Here is a 16,906-nt window from a genome sequence, read left to right as displayed (position 1 = left end):
TGGTAAATAAAAACATTCAAATTCTAGGGTTTTGTTCGTCCTTCAAATATTTGATCAACTTGGCGACCAATTCCGCTTCAATCAACGGCTCATTCGGCAATCTCAGGCGCAATATGAATTCCCTAACGAGACGCCTGACAAATAGCTCCAAAGGGATTTCCTCATCGGTGAGTTTTTCCAGAATTTCAGTGTAATCGTTGTATTCCTTTTGTGCTTCGGGGAGGGACATTACCCATTCGTAAATTTCTCGGAAGAATATTTTTAACGATGTTTCATCCAAATCTGGTCTTTGTCTATCATAATAAAAGAAGACTGAATCGGCCAATTCCTCGAATGTGCCGTCTAAAAAGTCTTCTTCCGACTCGCACTCTACGCCATCGCAATAATAGGAGCAGCAAATTTCATTCCCTTCGGTATCAAATTCTTGGCATAAACCGTTAAATTGGTCTCTAAATATATACATCTGCCTTTTTATACAGCCATTTTCATGATAAAATTTGGCTATTCCATTTTTGCAAATGAATGATTCTAGAAGAATTCCGTTTTCGTCAAAAATTTCATATTTGCCATCTACGATTTGTCCATTCTTATATTGTGATTTGGATTGTAATGCTCCGTTTTCGTGATAGACGAACTCCATCCCGTCAGGTAAGAAACCATTCATGTCAACTTCGCGACATACAGAGCCGTCATCGTAATACTGTGTAATATGAGAGCCACAAGCATCACCGTCAATATACATTGTTGATCTTACGACAGCTCCGTTGGCAGAGAAAGTCTTTTCAAAGCCTTGCTTGACGCCATTTTCATAAGGGATCTCTTTTTCTAGAGTCCCGTCTTCTTTATATTCTTTCGCAATACCTTCTGGAACACCATTACGATAAGGAGTTTCGCTCATCATGGCTCCGGATTCAAAGAAATATTTTTCAATGCCATCCTTTTTTCCGTGAATATAAAAGGTCTCGCTTCGCATGGTTCCGCTTCTATAATAAGAATGTTCTGCGCCGTCCTCAAGACCATATTTGCCAAAGAAAGTTTCTTGCGCCAGTGTTCCGTCCTCATAATATGTTTTTGACGGGCCAAGAATAAGATCGTCTAAAAACAGGCTTTCTTCCTTAAGGCCTCCTTTTTCGTAATAGACATGCAGCAGACCATGTTTTTTGCCGTCCTTGAATGTGCATTCAAATGCTAAATTCCCGTTTTCAAAGTAGTCCTTCCGTTCTCCTTCAAGAGAGCCTCCCTTAAAGAAACACTCGCGAGCAAGTTGTCCACTTTCAAAGTATCCTTTGAAAACTCCCGCATAAACACCATTTTTCAGGCCGAATATTTTTTTTAAGCTCCCATTTTCAAAAAAGACCGAGCAAAGACCATTTTCCCAATGTTCCTGTTCTAGGACGTTTCCATTCTCGCTATAAACCTCGACAATTCCATCAGCAACGACACCGTAGTTGTATGGACGGCATGTCCGGAGTTGCCCGTTTTCATAAAACTGCTTTTCGTCTCCAATTAACGCACCTGCATAATAAGTACAATCGAGAATAGTGGTCCCACTTTCTGTATAGGTGTATTCGTGGCCATACATTAAACCGTTTTTGAAAAAACGACTCCGTTTTAAGGCTCCACTTTCGTAAAACTCGTTTTGTAATCCATCCCTATGTCCGTATTTGAAAGAGGAAGTCCAATTTAGTGCGCCACTTTCGTAGTATTCTCGTTCAAATCCTTCAGGCCTTCCGTTTTTTAGTTGTGTTTCAATCCGAATTCTTCCGTTATCATAGAAGAATTTTTCTGTACCATGTTTCTCGTTGTTCTTGTAAGGACATTCGTAAATAAGATGCCCGTTTCTGTTGTATTTCTTTTGTATTCCTTCGATTTTGTCGTTCGTATATGGCGTTTCAAACATTATATCGCCTGTGTCATAAAATCTCTTTTCTAAACCATCCCGCATACCGTTCCTAAAAAACACTTCTTCTCGAACGCATCCATTTTCATAAAAAGACTTATATGAGCCTTCTATTTTGCCTTGGCTGTATTCGCAAGAAACCTTGATGTTGCCATTTGGGAAATAACTTTTGTATAAGCCTTCATAGCTAGTGCTGAAAAGCCCGTATTCAAGAATTAATCTATCTTGAGAATCAAACGCTTTGCATCGACAATTTGACCAAAATTCAGTTAAAGCAGGTTTCCCTTTTTCATCAAAAACAACAACGTTTCCATTTACGGGGCGACCTTGTTGAAATAAAATTTTGCAGCGTAGCATTCCGTTATCGTGGTAAGTTTCTTCAACTCCATCAAGCAAATCATCCTTAAACATCGCCTTGCGGCAAATATTCCCATTTTCATAGTAGAGAATGCAGAGTCCATTTCTTTTGCCATCTACTATTGGACATTCAAGTTTCGGATTTCCGTTAGGGTAGCTGGTTTTTAAGATGTCGTTTTCCATATATGCCCTGCCTTCGATGTTTTCCGTATCACCATAAAATATACATCCATTGCAGCGACAAAATATGACATTTTGCGTTTGTATATTTGTAAGGACGAGGTTCTATGCTGACAACTTTCCTTATAGTTTTGGGGATTTTGGCCCTTTTCGGGGCTGGCGACGCAGGAGACGCCTGCGCCATTACCTTGCTGTTGAAAGTGTTGCCGTTCCTGATTTTCGTGGGGATTTTCGCGTCTTTAATGTTCTGTAGCGGGTAAAAAGAAACAAGAACTTGCCTTTTCAACCATTTTATTATATATTTGGTTTGAAATGCAAGAAACAAACGAGAAAAAACTGGAAAAAATACTGAACGCGAACGGAGGCTATATCACGCGGAAGCAAGTTGATAGCCACGGGATTCCCTCGTGGTTCTTGACCGATTTCGTGAGAAAGCAACGTCTTGTCAAGATAGACAAGGGGTTCTACGCCCAAGAACAATGGACTCGGGACGATTATCTTGTGTTTCAATACAAATATCCCAAATTCATCTTTTCGCATGTTTCCGCACTCTTTTTGCATGGACTGACGGACCAACTTCCGGATTACTTCGAAGTGACCGGCCCCAAGAACTATCGACCTTTTTCTCCGAAGCCTTCCGTCACCATCCATACGGATTCCCACGACGAATCCTACAGACTTGGGGTTTGCAAAATCAAGACTTCGCTTGGGCATCTGGTGGAATGCTACAACATGGAACGAACACTTTGCGACATCATCAAGAACAGCCGAAAAATCGATGCCGAAATTTTCGGCAAGGCGCTCAGACTATACGCAAAGTCAAAAGGCAAGAGCATTCGCAACCTGCTCCACTATGCGCAGGTTTTGAAAATAGAGAATAAAGCTGCGGAACTTATGACGGTGGTAATGAATGAAGATTAACAAGAACTCTCTGCAAGCGAGAATCAACAACCTCTCCAAAGAATTGAACGTCCATGCCAACGTCTTGCTGGTATCATTCTTCTTCGATGCGTTCATTTCTAGATTAGCCAAGTCAATATACGCAGACAAATTCGTTTTCAAGGGTGGTTTCTATCTTGCCACATTGCTCGGCGTAAAGAACCGTTATACTGCCGACATAGATTTCCTTCTGAGAAAGGAATCCATGGCCGAGAATAGATTGAGAGAAATTTTCTCCGACATCATTGCAACCAATGCCGATGATTCAATAACTTTCGAAATAGCCGATATCTCTCCAATACGCGACGAAGATGCCTACGGCGGTTTTTCCATCCTTCTGACAGGGCACTTAGAGAATGTCAGACAAAGTTTCCATGTCGATGTCGCTACGGGCGACCCAATCACTCCGACAGATATTGAGTATTCCTACCAAAGCCTCATCAGCAACGAAACCATCGCGTTCCGAGCATATAACCTGGAAACGGTCGTTGCAGAAAAACTTCAAACCATTCTTTCCCGAGGCATGCTCAATAGCCGTTGTAAAGATTATTACGACATCTATATCATCAATCAATTGCAACGGAAGAATATCAGCATTCCCGACTTGAAGAAAGCTTTTGTAACAACTTGCCAATACCGCAAGACTCCCTTCGAAAAAGAAGAATCTCTTTCGATTCTAGATGAAATTTCAAAGAGCGATATTCTTCAAACCCGCTGGAAGAATTACGCGAAAAAAACTTCGTTTGCAAAAGATGTTCCATTTGAAGCGACAATTGAATCTTGCAAAGAGATTCTTGATTGTATTTTCTAAAAAAGACCGCAGCGGTTAGGCTACGGTCTGAATTTCTATGGATCCAATCGCATCCTCACGGACGCTCCAGGATGACATTCGGGTCTAGATCCTTCGACTTCGCAACTTCGTTGCGGAGTTTACCCTAAGCTTGTCGAATGGGCTCAGGATGACACTGTGGCGGCAGTCCTAACCACCAACCACTAGCCACTAACCACTATTACTTCACCACGATGTTCACGAGCTTGCCGGGAACCACCCCGGAACAAGTCCGGGGCAGGCTCAATATTATGCCGGCTTGACGACGATGTTGACCAACTTACCCGGCACAACAATCGACTTGACGACAGTCATGCCCTTGGTAAATTCCTTTACGCGGTCGTTGTCCATGGCGAGTTTTTCCAGGGCGGCCTTGTCCATGTCCTTCGCGACAGATGCCTTCGCGCGGACCTTGCCGTTCACCTGGAACACGACCTCGACGGTGTTTTCCACAGCCTTGGAGTGGTCGGCTTCGGGCCAAGCAACATTCGTGAGTGATTCGTTGTGTCCGAGGATGCTCCACATTTCTTCGGCGATGTGCGGGGCAAACGGGTGCAACAGCTTGACGAAGGTTTCGCACGGTTCGCGGTAGCGCTTGTCCATCTTCATCATTTCGTTGTTGAAGATCATCAGCTGGCTAATCGCGGTGTTGAAGCTCATGTTCTCGATGTCGCTCGTGACCTTGATGACGGTCTGGTGCATCACCTTCTCGATAGCTTCGGGAGCAGTTTCGTCCACAAAGACCGGGGCTTCATCGCTGTCGCCGACAACAGAACGCCAGGCGCGGCCGAGGAAGCGGTTCATGCCTTCGATGCCCTTGGTCTGCCACGGCTTCACGGCATCCAGCGGGCCCATGAACATTTCGTACAAACGAAGACTGTCAGCACCGTAGTCGCGGACGACGTCATCCGGGTTCACCACGTTCTTCAAAGACTTACTCATCTTCGCCACGATCTGCTTGAGCTCGATGTCGGTTCCCTTCTTGAAGAACTTTCCGTTCTTCTCTTCGACTTCGTCGGTCGGGACCTTGGAGCCAGCGGCATCTTCGTAAGCGAAGGCGAGAATCATGCCCTGGTTGAAGAGCTTCTGGAACGGTTCGTCGGTAGAGACGAGACCGAGGTCAAACAAGACCTTGTGCCAGAAACGGCTGTAGAGCAGGTGGAGCACGGCGTGTTCGGCACCGCCCACGTAGAGGTCCACAGGCATCCAGTACTTTTCGAGTTCCTTTGCCACAAATGCATCGCCATTGCAAGCGTCGATGTAGCGCAGGTAATACCAGCAAGAACCTGCCCACTGCGGCATGGTGTTCGTTTCGCGGATACCCTTGCGGCCGTTCTTGTCCGTGACCTGGAGCCATTCGGTGGCGTTTGCGAGCGGAGACTGTCCGCCGTCACCCGGCTTGTAGTCCTTGAGTTCCGGCAAGAGCACCGGAAGTTCAGCGTCGTCCACCGTAGAGATTTCGCCATCTTCCCAGTGGATAATCGGGAACGGTTCGCCCCAGTAGCGCTGGCGGCTGAAGAGCCAGTCGCGGAGCTTGTAGTTCACGGTGGCCTTGCCGATCTTGTTCGCTTCGAGCCATTCGATGACCTTGGCGATACCTTGCTTTTTGTTGAGACCGTTCAGGCAGAGCGTTGCATTTTCGCTGTTGATGTAGGTGCCGTCGGCTGCCCAGCAGGCTTCCCCTGCGAGAACCTTCGGGCGAACGTCTTCGGGGCAGCTAGCATCGGGTTCCATGATGCAGATGACGGGCAAATTAAACTTCTTCGCGAAATCGAAGTCGCGGGTATCGTGAGCGGGCACAGCCATGATGGCGCCGGTGCCGTAGCCGGTCAGAACGTAGTCGGCGACCCACACCGGAATCTTGGTGCCGGTGAGCGGGTTCACGGCGTAGCTACCGGTGAACACGCCGGTCTTTTCCTTCGCAAGTTCGGTACGGTCGAGGTCGCTCTTCAAGGCAGCGGCGTGCACGTATTCTTCCACGGCTGCCTTCTGTTCGGCAGTCGTGAGCTCCGGCACCATCGCATGTTCCGGAGCCACCACCATGTAGGTGGCACCAAACAACGTATCGCAACGGGTTGTGTAAACGCGGAGCTTCTTTTCGGTCGGCTTGCCTTCAGCATCGGCAATGGCAAAATCCACTTCGGCACCGTAGCTCTTGCCAATCCAGTTCTTCTGCATGTCCTTCACGCCCTGCGGCCAGTCGAGCTTGTCGAGGCCCTTCAGCAGGCGGTCGCCATACAGCGGGATGCGCATGAGCCACTGCTTGAGGTTACGGCGTTCCACTTCCTTGGTGCCGCACTTTTCGTGAGAGCCGTCGTTCAAGACTTCTTCGTTTGCGCAAACAATCTTGCAGTGCTTGCACCACCACACCTGTGCGTCGGCGTAGTAAGCGAGGCGCTTAGAATCCTTGTACTTGCGGACTTCTTCCTTGCCCTTGGCTTCCACGTCGGCAGGAATCGGGAGTTCTTCGATGGGGCGGCCCTTCTGCTGGTCTTCATCGAACCAGGTGCCGTAAAGGCGCTTGAAAATCCACTGCGTCCACTTGTAATACTTCGGGTCGGTGGTGTTGACTTCCTTGTTCCAGTCATAAGAGAGGCCGAGGCGCTTGATCTGGCGGCGGAAATTGTCGCAGTTCTTCTTGGTAGTAATGGCCGGATGCGTACCGGTCTGAATAGCGTACTGTTCAGCAGGGAGGCCGAAAGCGTCCCAACCCATCGGGTGGAGCACGTTGAAACCGCGGCTGCGCTTGTAACGGCAGATGATATCGGTAGCGGTGTAACCTTCGGGGTGGCCCACATGGAGGCCAGCGCCACTCGGGTACGGGAACATGTCCAGGCAGTAATACTTGGGCTTGGACTTATCGGTGCCCGTCTTGAAAGTCTGATGTTCTTCCCAGTAGGCCTGCCACTTGGTTTCGATCTCTTGCGGATTGTACTTAGCCATTTTTTATACCTCTAGTAGGAGCTGCAAGGTATGAGGTTTGAGGTCGCCGAGCCCATACCTCATAGCTCTATAATTTTTCGGGGGTAAAGATAGCAAGAAAAAGGGATGGCGGTCAGCCATCCCGATGTTCAAAGCCCTTAAAAGAGGGGGATTCATTTCTTTTCGTACTGGTTAAAGATGTATTCAACAATTACTTCTTCATATTCAATAGTCCCATTATCAACAATAGTCCCATTATCAACGGCAACACATTGCAAAACTACACCTGGTTGATCTTCGTCCGGCATTCTAATCCTCTGTTGGCCTTCTGTTTCTGCGTTACATTCAAAACTAGAGGAATTTATATCGTCAAAAAATTCATCCGTCGTTTCTATTGCCCAAGAACCATCTTCATGATAGCGGTAATAATTTTGAGATATGCAATAATCATACACTTCCCAACCATTTACCGTATATAAATCCTGATTATACTCGCATTTTTCCAGCAAACCACCGGCACGGTCGCCTACCTTGGCATCCTTGGGCAAATCCAGGACATCGTATTCCTCGTCTGTCAAGCCTTCTTTTCGAGGGTCCGTATATTGCTTCGGTACAAGATTTACTTTTTCCCATTGCCCGGCCCAGCAATAGTAATAACCGGAATCGAGCAATTTTGGCAGATTATATGAGGAAGACAAAGAATAGTACATTGGACAAAAACCTAATTCAGGATCGTAGCTGGCTTTCACCCAGCCGCTATCCACCATCTTGCCATTAACCCAGAATTCTTCATCATTGTATTTATAGTACACCATTTTTCCATCTACTTCAAATGAGCAGGTTCCACCGGTAGAGATGGAATCCGCACAGTTGTAAAAAGCAGGCTCGTCTATTCAGGTCCACGCACCGCCTGTACATTTATAAAACACAGTCAATGTATTGTCACCACGGCCATAAACGATTTTTTCCATATCGTCTTCGTTTTCGGCAGTACACTGCTTGGTCATTTTGGCCAAACCGTCAAAATCCTCCCAAATACCATTGCCAGCATATACAAACACATATTCAGGCAATGCGGCATTCATACCAGCTTGAAATATGTTTATCGTTCCAGTTTTTCGGCAAAGGTCCCCCACCTGCACGCCAGTGGTATCGCAAGTAAGGCTAATATTCCCACGAACCCACAAGCCGCTTTCACACCTATTGTAAGTATCGTATCCGTATTTGGGGTTCCCCACCCATACAACCTTGACCTCACCCTCATTTTCTGCAGTACATTCATCCTCAACTGATTTAGAATAGACTTCATTATTTGAATAAGGAGCCCATCCGTTTTCAGTACATTTAAACGCAGAATCACGAAAAACTGAACTCTCTGTACCATCAACAAATAACTTCCTCATTCCAAGATTTGACGTATTGCATTCACCGAGGCCATACTGGTTCACCCAAAAGCGATTCACATAGGTCTCAAATGGCGGGACATCGGCAATTTTCCACGATTCAATATTTTGACGAATCTCCGCAAGCTTTCCCGAACGGCTCGCTTCGCAAGCGAAATCCGCAATTTTAATCTTGAGCAAGGAATCATTCCAAACGCCATCTGCAGCAAAATCTTGGCCCATCGTAGCAAAACGCGCCATGAAATCAGCTTCCGATTCGTTTCCAAGTAAAAGAACGTTGATTGCTAAGAGCGCAGCATCCCCATCGCCATTTCCAAAGATGCTCAAGTGCTCTACCTTATCATAATCGACATCAGCATAAAAAGCTGCAAAAATTTCGCGATCCGCCTGTCGTTTTGCTTCTTCAATGGACATATTATTTTGTTCCACTAAAGTCTGAACTCGTTCATATTCAAGATGCGTAAGCAAGTTTATATTCACTTTTGACTGGCCACTTACATCAGCAATAGCCTTCATGAATATTGAGCCTTTTGACTTTTTCCCAGTAACCTCATTACGGTAATAACCGTTCACTTCAAGCAAAACATAAGGATAATCCAAGGCAATATTTTCAATAGAAAAATCGCCCCTGTCATTTATCACTTTCCCTCTAAAGCTTTTACCTGTCTGGGCAAGCGTTTTCCCCTCAAGTTCCTGCATCACGACCGACGAACCCTCCAAGAAAGGTCCCTTCTGAGAAACACCGTTAATTGAGCCCTCAAAGGGCTCGTTACCGCCAGAAGCACTTTCGGACGAACATGCCCAAAAGAATGTTCCAACAAGAAGAATCAATCTAGACACAATAAATTTTTTGTAACACATTTTCTTAGCGCTCCTTAATAGTTGTACAAATCCGCATCTTTAACACAACGAACAGAATGTTTTTCCAACTTATCATCCAAAAGCATTCTCACGTCATATCTATTATGCTCTGCAGTATTCATGTTCACCACTTGTCCGGCTGAGACATTCTCCCCCAATGAATTTACAATGACACCCTCAGTACTTGTCCAATAAGTATTTTTTTTGTCTTTCCCAAACAATTGGTAATATGGATAATCCGTTCTGCCAACATTATAATACACCACGGTCTGCAAACTATCCTCAGAAAGAACGAAAGAAGGATCATCCCCGTGCGACCTGAAAATACTTATCCATTCATAAATATTAGGCAGTCGCCATCCTTCAGGACAAGCAACTTCCACAGCATCGTTCCAAGAATAGAGCGAATCACCGTCATAATGCACATTTTCAACAAGGACATAAATTCGCCGCATACGGGTAGTCACCATTTCATTATCGATATAGTCAAATGAAACATTAGTATAGTGATACAATTGATCATCTCGTGAATCACTCATAACGTCATATTCTTGTATAGCCGCAAGGCTATCGACATCAAAAACACAGCGAACATAAGCTAATTCAGAGGAATACGGCCTAATTTCTGCCGTAGATGAATCAATCCATAAAACATATCTTGTACCAATAGAATCGTCCGAAGAAATCCACAACGCCGTATTTTCGTTCAAGCCTTCATATTCGCCATGCCCCCCAAGCAAAGCCTGAAAACCAGAAATACCACGTTCATAATCGTTCATCACAAGCAGAGAATCGGCGGCATTCTTGCCCGCGCCACCATAATATTGCAAAAGATTTTCAACCTCACCATATTTAGGCAAACGATATCCGTCCGGACACGCTTTCAAAGCTGTTCTATAATCATAGAGCGTTCCATACATTTCGCAATATCTAGGCACATCGCGATAGCATGCATTTTTAGCATTAACGGTATCATGAAAATCGTATTTTAGATTTTCGGTCGCCCAAAAAACATCCCCAATCTCCATATCAGGAAGATTTTCGCGATTTTCTTCCACATATTTAACCGGATCCTCCGCAAGATACCATCGGCATCCGATACCATCATCAGTACATCTGTAATCATTATTAAAGTAGCATACAAACTCTTTATTATAGTATTTGCTATGAATATTGGTAACTTTTTTCATATCTCCAGAATGATTTCTATCACACGGCCCAAGATCGTATTCCTTTGTCCAAAATACATAAAGAAGACCATTTATATAAGGAGCGTACAAGTATGGCGGTTCATCACGTAAATTCCACGAATCCACATTATCATAGATTTTTGACAATATTGTATGCTCTACATCTTCCTTATATTCTTCACTTTCAAGTTGATAAGCCCAATCCGCAACTTCGCCCTTTTCTGGGCCGTGCCATTCACCACGTTCTGCAAAAGAACGTGCTGCCAAAGCGAGGCGTTCAGAAAAGTCCGCAACAGAGCCATTCCCCAGCATCAGCACACTCAAAGCAAACAACGCGTCTGAACCATAATCTCCTTCAGAAAAAATATCCATATCTTCTGGAGATTCCAAAACACTCGTGAAACCGAATGACGAAAAAATTTCTGACTCGGCCTGTTTTTTCGCTTCAGCAAAAGACAGCCCCTGCTTCTGAACGAGGTTAAGAACACGATCGGCCTCTAAATGCGTAAGCACATTAACATTGACATTGTTACGATTCGTCAAATCCGTAAGGGCGTTTAAAGAAATCATTCCCTCAGATTTTTTTCCAGTAACTTCGTTATAAAAATAGCCGGTTACTTCAAGCAAAGCATACTGCGATGCAAGATTCACATTCTTGACAGAAAAATCGCCAAGATCACTTTTTACACTAGTCTTGAAACTCCTACCTGTCTGAACCAAGGTTTCGCCATCAAGTTCCTGAATCGCCACCGAGGACCCCACCAAGAAAGGCCCCTTCTGCGTTACACCCGTAATTTCACGGTTCTTAATCGCAACAATGCCTTCAGCTTCTTCGCTCGTCCCGCCGGCGGTATTGTTTTCGGAGCAGGCAAAAAATAAAGCTATAATTGAAAATAAAAACAAATATTTCATATTCTCACTCGCTCGTTTAAAATCAATTTATTTTTGGGCCTCTTACAGAAGTGCCTTTGCAAATATTTTCCGTCAGTGGGAAAAGCTGCATGTTCAAACGACAAACTTTTTCCACGTTCTTGTCTTCTGTGACAATCGAGACAATGCGTTTGCGACACTGGGCAAGTTCTTCAACAATTTTAGCATAACCTTCCGCAGACACGCCCATGGTAATACCGCTAAAGTTTCGTTCCGAAATAGGCAATTTATCCAATGCCTCGAGAGCAAATTCGCCCATCTGGCGCAATAGCGAGTGAACCGCCACAGCGACAACGTTCATGCGTCCAGACGAGAGAGATTGATTTGTCTGGTGATAGTTCCCCTTGATATCGCGCGTCAAAAGCCCAGACTTCACCAGGAAATACAAACTTTCGCTGACATCTGCAGCAGAAATCGGAGGCTTGCATGCTTTGGCGATTTCGCTCGGCTTTGCCCCCGGCATCGCTACAGCAAGCTCACGGACGACAGAATGTTTCCATGTTTCATAGTAGGAATAAAGTTCGCTTCCGAGAATTTTCACACGATTGGCTTCACAGAGCGCTTGCATTTCTTCAAAACATTTCTTCTTCTCGAGATCCGTTTTCGCCCGTTCGTAACGCACCATCAAGACAAAATATTCCTGCTCAAACGCGGATAAGTTCATTGCCTGTGCGGTTTTCTTCGCCCCTTCTTCGCGAAGCCGCATCTTGCCATCACAAACAAGTTTCAAATGAGCCCCCGAAGCAAAACCCGCCAATTTTGCAAATTCGCGCCACGTAAACGCGGAACTGCGCTTTCGTTCGCGATAATAATCCAACAAATATTCACGATAATCTTTGTATTCGGTAACAGGCTGCATGATAATAAAAATAAAAAAACGCGCCACGTAGCGCAATACTATTTTAAAAACAGAAATGGCCTTTTTGAGCGAATTTAGGCAGTTTTTTAAAAATAATTAAAAAAAAAGATTCTCATTTTATGGCTAATTCTAATCTTCCGCGGCAGTAGAATCCGCAGGTGTTTCCGTAGAATCCGCCGGAGCATTCACGAGTTCCTCACAAGACGATCCATAGGGACTGCCGCTAGCCTTCGAAACCCATTCCTCTTCGGTATAGACATAGCAATTCAGAATGTTGGGCATTATCCCGGCAGACACGTCTCCGCCAGAAACGATACTGCAAACATCGCCGATTTTCGTATCTTCATGGGTGCACTGAGCCTCAATTCGGTCTGATTCCTCTTCGGCAGCATTCGAGGAACTGGACAAGACAGTTTCTTCACTTGACGAAACCGGTGTTTCATCGGGACTCGCAGACGAGGAATCGTCGCCGCAGGCGACAAGTGCCATGGAAGCGGCAAGCGCAATCGAAGCCGCAGAAAACAATTTCCTGAATCATTTGACAATTTTCCCACTCGTATCGATATATAGACGTAACAAAGAAGGAAACGTCATATGAAAAATCAAGCAACCAACACCCAATTCGGCAAAGAAAAGAACCTTAGCGAAGAAGAAATCGTGGAATCGCTCCGTTCGTCAACCACCTGCGCCTACATGTTTTCCGCAAGCCATAGCGACATCGATACAAGCAACCTGATCAACATCGTCAAGACCGACGACAAGACCATCCTGCGGCACACCGTCAACATCGCGGGCATTCCGACCGACACCTCCATCCGTTTCGAAATCAACCACGGCAAGGGCGGCCCCCGCTACAACATTTTCGGACACCACAATAGGTTGAGCTATATCCGTCGCACATCCGACGCCGAGGTCGCTCTCCAGCACTTCGCAAGCACTGTAAACGAAATCGTGGGCTACTGTTTCGAGCCTCCTGCCACCCAAAGCGCCATTTGGCCCTAAAAAAACTCAACAGGCCCTAGGTGGCGCCAATGCCCCTAGAGTAGCTATTTCTTGAGGCAACGGACAAGATAGCCGTTCTTCTTCGCCTCTACCCTCTTCTTTCCGCTACCATTTTCCCAGAAGATGAATGCTTCGGCCGTAGTATCGGCAGGCTGCACCGTGGTCCAATATCCCGTAAGTTCCATGTTGAGTTCTTCAGTATAGTCTATTCCGTTCCTGTAGAAAATCTTGATATAGCCTACCGGCATCGACGAGAAACCGCAAGCATCCGTATGCAGGGTATCGTACCCCGTCATCTTCTTGCTCAACCCGCCAACAATGCATTCTCCAAAAAGTTCATTCCATTCCGACTGCAGCGGCAGTCTCCACCCGTCGGGACACAGGCCCTGATACGATGCCGAATCCTTCATATCAATCACAGTCGTATTGGCACTCGCCGGAAGGTTCATGGCCGTATGCCAGTTGTAAAGGCGACCGTATTCCGAACAACCGTTCTGGGTTCCTGCGCACCAGCTACCTGAAACTTCAAGTTTCAGGTTTTCCGCCATCCACGTCCGTTCTCCGATTTTAATTGTCTTGTACTTCGTCCCGTCCCTGGAATCCGTCAAGCTTCCGTAATCAGACGGACTCCTGCGCCAGTTACCATCATAACATTCCATATTATAGCCCTGGAACTTGCCCACGGCACCTGCATTTGTGGCATCGCATTTACCAAGATACTGATCCGGCCGAGTCGCAGCAATCCACACATACACATTGTTCTTATTCAAACCGCAATAATATTGCGTGTCCTGATAAGATACGGTATCGCCGACATGGGCTCCCTTGCAAATTCCGTCAACAATGGATTTCTTCCCCTTTGCTGCGGCGCTATCTATCGGAGAAATCGTATGCCAAGCAGTCGTCGTATTAGAAAGAGAGAAGTCGTTGTCACAATAGAGACGTTTTCCCTCGTAACCAACGATAAGCCCATATTTCCATTTGTAGCGATCATCACAAGAACCATACATCGCCCAATCCGAAGAGTTCGTCCAAGTCTTGAAGCCATCGCCACAGACATAATCACGGCCAGCATATTCTTTCCACGTAAAGCCATAACCATCGCAGAAGCCCAGGGCTTCGTCGAGTGTAGTCACTTCTCTCCAGCGGTAAGGCGAGCATCCATACTTTTTACCGTTATGCGTTACAATTTCTCCGCGAACCGCAGAATAGCACTCCCCATACTTTTCTTCCAATTCGGTAAATCTCTGCCACAAACCAGATCTCGAGCAGAAGAAAGTTACTCCCTGGAGAATCTTCTTTTCCCCATAGTTCGAAGATTCACATGAACCGAGGAAATCCCTCGCTGCGGCCGAGTTCCACGACCCCTTCTCACATTTGTAACCATATTCATCGTGATCAAGGTAAAATTCGCCCTCCCTTTCCGGAGTGCAGTAACCCGCCTTCGCAGCTATCCCCGACAGTCGGTACCACGTCTTATTCCGGCAACCATATTTATCACCATTGAACTCGACGACTTCGTATTCGCGCGCCGCGGTACAAGAATCATGCACCGCAATCAATGTCGGGATGACCCACCCCTCTTTCATACAAATATATTCCTTCGAATTGTACGTTCCCATCTTCTTCAAAGTTTTTTTGGTACAGACTCCGAGCGAATCATCCAAAACCGTCGACTTGCGCCATTCCTCGAACGCGCAGATGTATTTCGTTGTCCCGAAGTACTTTTTCTCGCCGTCGCGGGCTTCAGTACATGTTCCGAGCACCTCGGCCTGCGTCGCGGCGCGCCATACGGAATCGCAGATGTAATCCTTCGCATACCGGTCGATCCTGATTTCGCCCTTGATAGAGGGGATGCAGTAGCCGAGATCGCTCTCGGGGAAACTGAGGCGCGTCCACTTCGGGCCCTTTTCGCAGCCATAGTCGCTTCCCTTGAAATAAAGCGTCGTGTATTTCTGCTTCTCGGTGCATTCGCCGAAGTAGTCCTCGACAACCGTCGAGCGCCATCCGGTCGTATCGCAGTAGTAATCGGTCTTGGAGGTCGTCGTGTCAATCTTTCCCAATCGGCTAGGCGTACATACGCCGATATCCTTTTCGGTCGTGGTCAGCGATTCCCAGCGGCCATTCTTGCGGCAGACATAGGAGCTTCCCATGAACTCCGCTTCCTTGTAAGACTTGGTGCTATCACATTCGCCGTGCACATCAACCAGAGTCGCCTCTCGCCAGGACGTCGTATCACAATAGTAGAGAGTCGTGTCGAATTTCATCTTGAGTGTATCCATCTTCCCTGCAATCTTGGGAGAACACACGCCTAGGCTATCTTCCTTCGAATCCAGAAGCCCCCATTTATCCGTCGTGCGGCAGGTATAACGGCGGCCCCTGTAGTTGTCCACCTTGTAATAGCGGGTACTGTCGCACTCGCCGATAAAGTCCGTCACTTGAGCCTTTCGCCAGCCATTCACACTGCAGAAGTACAGAACCGTATCCGAACTCACCAGGGAATCGATCTTACCGAGGCGTTCCGGAGTGCAGAGGCCAAGGGTGTCTTCGATAGATGTCGGCAGGCGCCATTCCTTGTTTTCGCAGATATAGCTTTTCCCGTTCAGTTTCTTGACGGTCCACTCGTTCGTGCTATCGCACTTTTCGTCAAGATCGTTCATGGACGCTTCTTTCCAGGAATCGTCGCAAACATACAGGATGTCATTGTAGTAATAACGCTGTCCCCGTTCAGAACTCGGGCAATAGGAATCCACGACATCCACCCACTTGCCGTCCTTGCAACGGAAATTGCTTCCTTCGCTCGCCACAAAAATATCGCCAAACCTGTAAGCCGAGGAATCGCAATCCGGCAAAAGATTCTTGGTCTCCACAAAATACGTGAACTTCATGCAACGTAGAGAATAGTAGCCTTTCGGATTGACCTTACCAAAAATCGCACCCGCATTCTTCTTGATTCGGATATAGCTGTAATCACCCGTAATCAAGTCCGCGGACAAGCCCAGGTTGGAGCAGACAAACTCTCCCTTCTCTTCGACGCAGCTTCCACCCATCTGCGGATTGAATCCGAATTCCGGATCCGTAAGCGATCCCGCAAACCGGACCATGTACTTGTAGTCATCTTCCATAGGCAAGTCATAACCCCGCGGGCAGACACCGGCAATGTGTTCTTCCTTGTACAGCACGCCGTAACTTTCGCAATAAACCGAGTCCCTGTCATAGCAATCACCAAAGGACGAACGGCTTCCGTTATCCATGTTTTCGGCCATCCATACATACGGACCGAACTGGATTGTCTTGTAATCCCTTCCGGTTCTGATATCGTTCAGCACGCCCCTGACGATTGTCGAGGTTCCCATTCCCGAAACGAATCCTTTTCCGATAGCGGCGGTATCCAGATAGTCATCGACATTGAAGTCGTCAACCGAAGAACTGGACAAATCGACCTCGTCACTACCGGTCGAGCCGCTGTGCCCACCGCAAGCGAACAGGAAGAAGGAAAAACCTAACGCGCAAATTAAGGATAAATTTTTCATA

Annotated in this window: 12 protein-coding genes; 4 read left to right on the top strand and 8 right to left on the bottom strand. The window is 46.5% G+C overall.

Translation table 11 applies throughout. The features are described 5' to 3' along the window. Window positions 1-16: 16 nt before the first annotated feature. On the bottom strand, window positions 17-2,440 hold the full coding sequence (locus tag BUA93_RS10185) for a toxin-antitoxin system YwqK family antitoxin (protein ID WP_072979062.1): 2,424 nt from the start codon (window positions 2,438-2,440) through the stop codon (window positions 17-19). Window positions 2,441-2,544: 104 nt separating this feature from the next. Between BUA93_RS10185 and BUA93_RS16305 the strand changes: the two genes are divergently transcribed. Genes BUA93_RS16305 through BUA93_RS10175 form a run of 3 tightly spaced genes read left to right on the top strand, consistent with a single transcriptional unit; the run spans window position 2,545 to window position 4,187 of the window. Beyond that, on the top strand, window positions 2,545-2,697 hold the full coding sequence (locus BUA93_RS16305; RefSeq protein WP_175547422.1) for a hypothetical protein: 153 nt from the start codon (window positions 2,545-2,547) through the stop codon (window positions 2,695-2,697). 52 nt (window positions 2,698-2,749) lie between these two features. After that, window positions 2,750-3,358: a type IV toxin-antitoxin system AbiEi family antitoxin domain-containing protein gene (locus BUA93_RS10180; protein ID WP_072979061.1), complete on the top strand. Its 609-nt coding sequence runs from the start codon at window positions 2,750-2,752 to the stop codon at window positions 3,356-3,358. Further along, a complete protein-coding gene (locus BUA93_RS10175; RefSeq protein ID WP_083597337.1) occupies window positions 3,348-4,187 on the top strand; it encodes a nucleotidyl transferase AbiEii/AbiGii toxin family protein in 840 nt (279 codons plus the stop codon). Before BUA93_RS10180 ends, BUA93_RS10175 begins: the two co-directional genes overlap by 11 nt. A 267-nt stretch (window positions 4,188-4,454) precedes the next feature. Here BUA93_RS10175 and leuS read toward each other — a convergent pair whose 3' ends face one another. The 6 genes from leuS to BUA93_RS10145 all read right to left on the bottom strand — a co-directional run bounded on the left by leuS (window position 4,455) and on the right by BUA93_RS10145 (window position 12,895). Further along, window positions 4,455-7,148, bottom strand: coding sequence for a leucine--tRNA ligase (gene leuS, locus BUA93_RS10170; RefSeq protein ID WP_072979060.1), 2,694 nt, complete (start codon window positions 7,146-7,148; stop codon window positions 4,455-4,457). A gap of 152 nt (window positions 7,149-7,300) precedes the next feature. Then, on the bottom strand, window positions 7,301-7,942 hold the full coding sequence (locus BUA93_RS10165) for a hypothetical protein (protein ID WP_072979059.1): 642 nt from the start codon (window positions 7,940-7,942) through the stop codon (window positions 7,301-7,303). Window positions 7,943-8,020: 78 nt separating this feature from the next. Continuing rightward, window positions 8,021-9,361 (bottom strand): hypothetical protein, encoded by a 1,341-nt coding sequence (locus BUA93_RS10160; protein WP_139257976.1) that lies wholly within the window; start codon window positions 9,359-9,361, stop codon window positions 8,021-8,023. A 44-nt stretch (window positions 9,362-9,405) separates the two neighbouring features. After that, on the bottom strand, window positions 9,406-11,493 hold the full coding sequence (locus tag BUA93_RS10155; RefSeq protein WP_072979057.1) for an FISUMP domain-containing protein: 2,088 nt from the start codon (window positions 11,491-11,493) through the stop codon (window positions 9,406-9,408). Between the two features lie 22 nt (window positions 11,494-11,515). Then, window positions 11,516-12,397 (bottom strand): TIGR02147 family protein, encoded by an 882-nt coding sequence (locus BUA93_RS10150; RefSeq protein WP_371359326.1) that lies wholly within the window; start codon window positions 12,395-12,397, stop codon window positions 11,516-11,518. A 102-nt stretch (window positions 12,398-12,499) separates the two neighbouring features. Further along, window positions 12,500-12,895 carry a hypothetical protein gene (locus BUA93_RS10145; RefSeq protein ID WP_072979056.1) on the bottom strand — a complete coding sequence of 132 codons (396 nt, stop codon included), beginning with the start codon at window positions 12,893-12,895 and terminating at the stop codon, window positions 12,500-12,502. A gap of 69 nt (window positions 12,896-12,964) precedes the next feature. Here BUA93_RS10145 and BUA93_RS10140 point away from each other — a divergent pair, with 69 nt between their 5' ends. After that, window positions 12,965-13,372 (top strand): hypothetical protein, encoded by a 408-nt coding sequence (locus BUA93_RS10140; RefSeq protein WP_072979055.1) that lies wholly within the window; start codon window positions 12,965-12,967, stop codon window positions 13,370-13,372. A gap of 44 nt (window positions 13,373-13,416) precedes the next feature. Here the strand turns inward: BUA93_RS10140 and BUA93_RS10135 are convergent, their stop codons facing one another. Further along, complete coding sequence (locus BUA93_RS10135) at window positions 13,417-16,905, bottom strand: FISUMP domain-containing protein (protein WP_083597335.1); 3,489 nt, start codon at window positions 16,903-16,905, stop codon at window positions 13,417-13,419. Between the last annotated feature and the right edge of the window lies 1 nt (window position 16,906).

Origin of the sequence: Fibrobacter sp. UWH4 (genome assembly GCF_900142475.1) — a bacterium.
Classification (GTDB): domain Bacteria; phylum Fibrobacterota; class Fibrobacteria; order Fibrobacterales; family Fibrobacteraceae; genus Fibrobacter.
This window is presented reverse-complemented; position numbering and strand designations above follow the sequence as displayed.

Bases quoted from the DNA above. Each gene is read 5' to 3' on its own strand.
- BUA93_RS10185 (WP_072979062.1), bottom strand. From the start codon at position 2,440: ATGGAAAACGACATCTTAAAAACCAGCTACCCTAACGGAAATCCGAAA.
- BUA93_RS16305 (WP_175547422.1), top strand. From the start codon at position 2,545: ATGCTGACAACTTTCCTTATAGTTTTGGGGATTTTGGCCCTTTTCGGG.
- BUA93_RS10180 (WP_072979061.1), top strand. From the start codon at position 2,750: ATGCAAGAAACAAACGAGAAAAAACTGGAAAAAATACTGAACGCGAAC.
- BUA93_RS10175 (WP_083597337.1), top strand. From the start codon at position 3,348: ATGAAGATTAACAAGAACTCTCTGCAAGCGAGAATCAACAACCTCTCC.
- leuS (WP_072979060.1), bottom strand. From the start codon at position 7,148: ATGGCTAAGTACAATCCGCAAGAGATCGAAACCAAGTGGCAGGCCTAC.
- BUA93_RS10165 (WP_072979059.1), bottom strand. From the start codon at position 7,942: ATGGTGTACTATAAATACAATGATGAAGAATTCTGGGTTAATGGCAAG.
- BUA93_RS10155 (WP_072979057.1), bottom strand. From the start codon at position 11,493: ATGAAATATTTGTTTTTATTTTCAATTATAGCTTTATTTTTTGCCTGC.
- BUA93_RS10140 (WP_072979055.1), top strand. From the start codon at position 12,965: ATGAAAAATCAAGCAACCAACACCCAATTCGGCAAAGAAAAGAACCTT.
- BUA93_RS10135 (WP_083597335.1), bottom strand. From the start codon at position 16,905: ATGAAAAATTTATCCTTAATTTGCGCGTTAGGTTTTTCCTTCTTCCTG.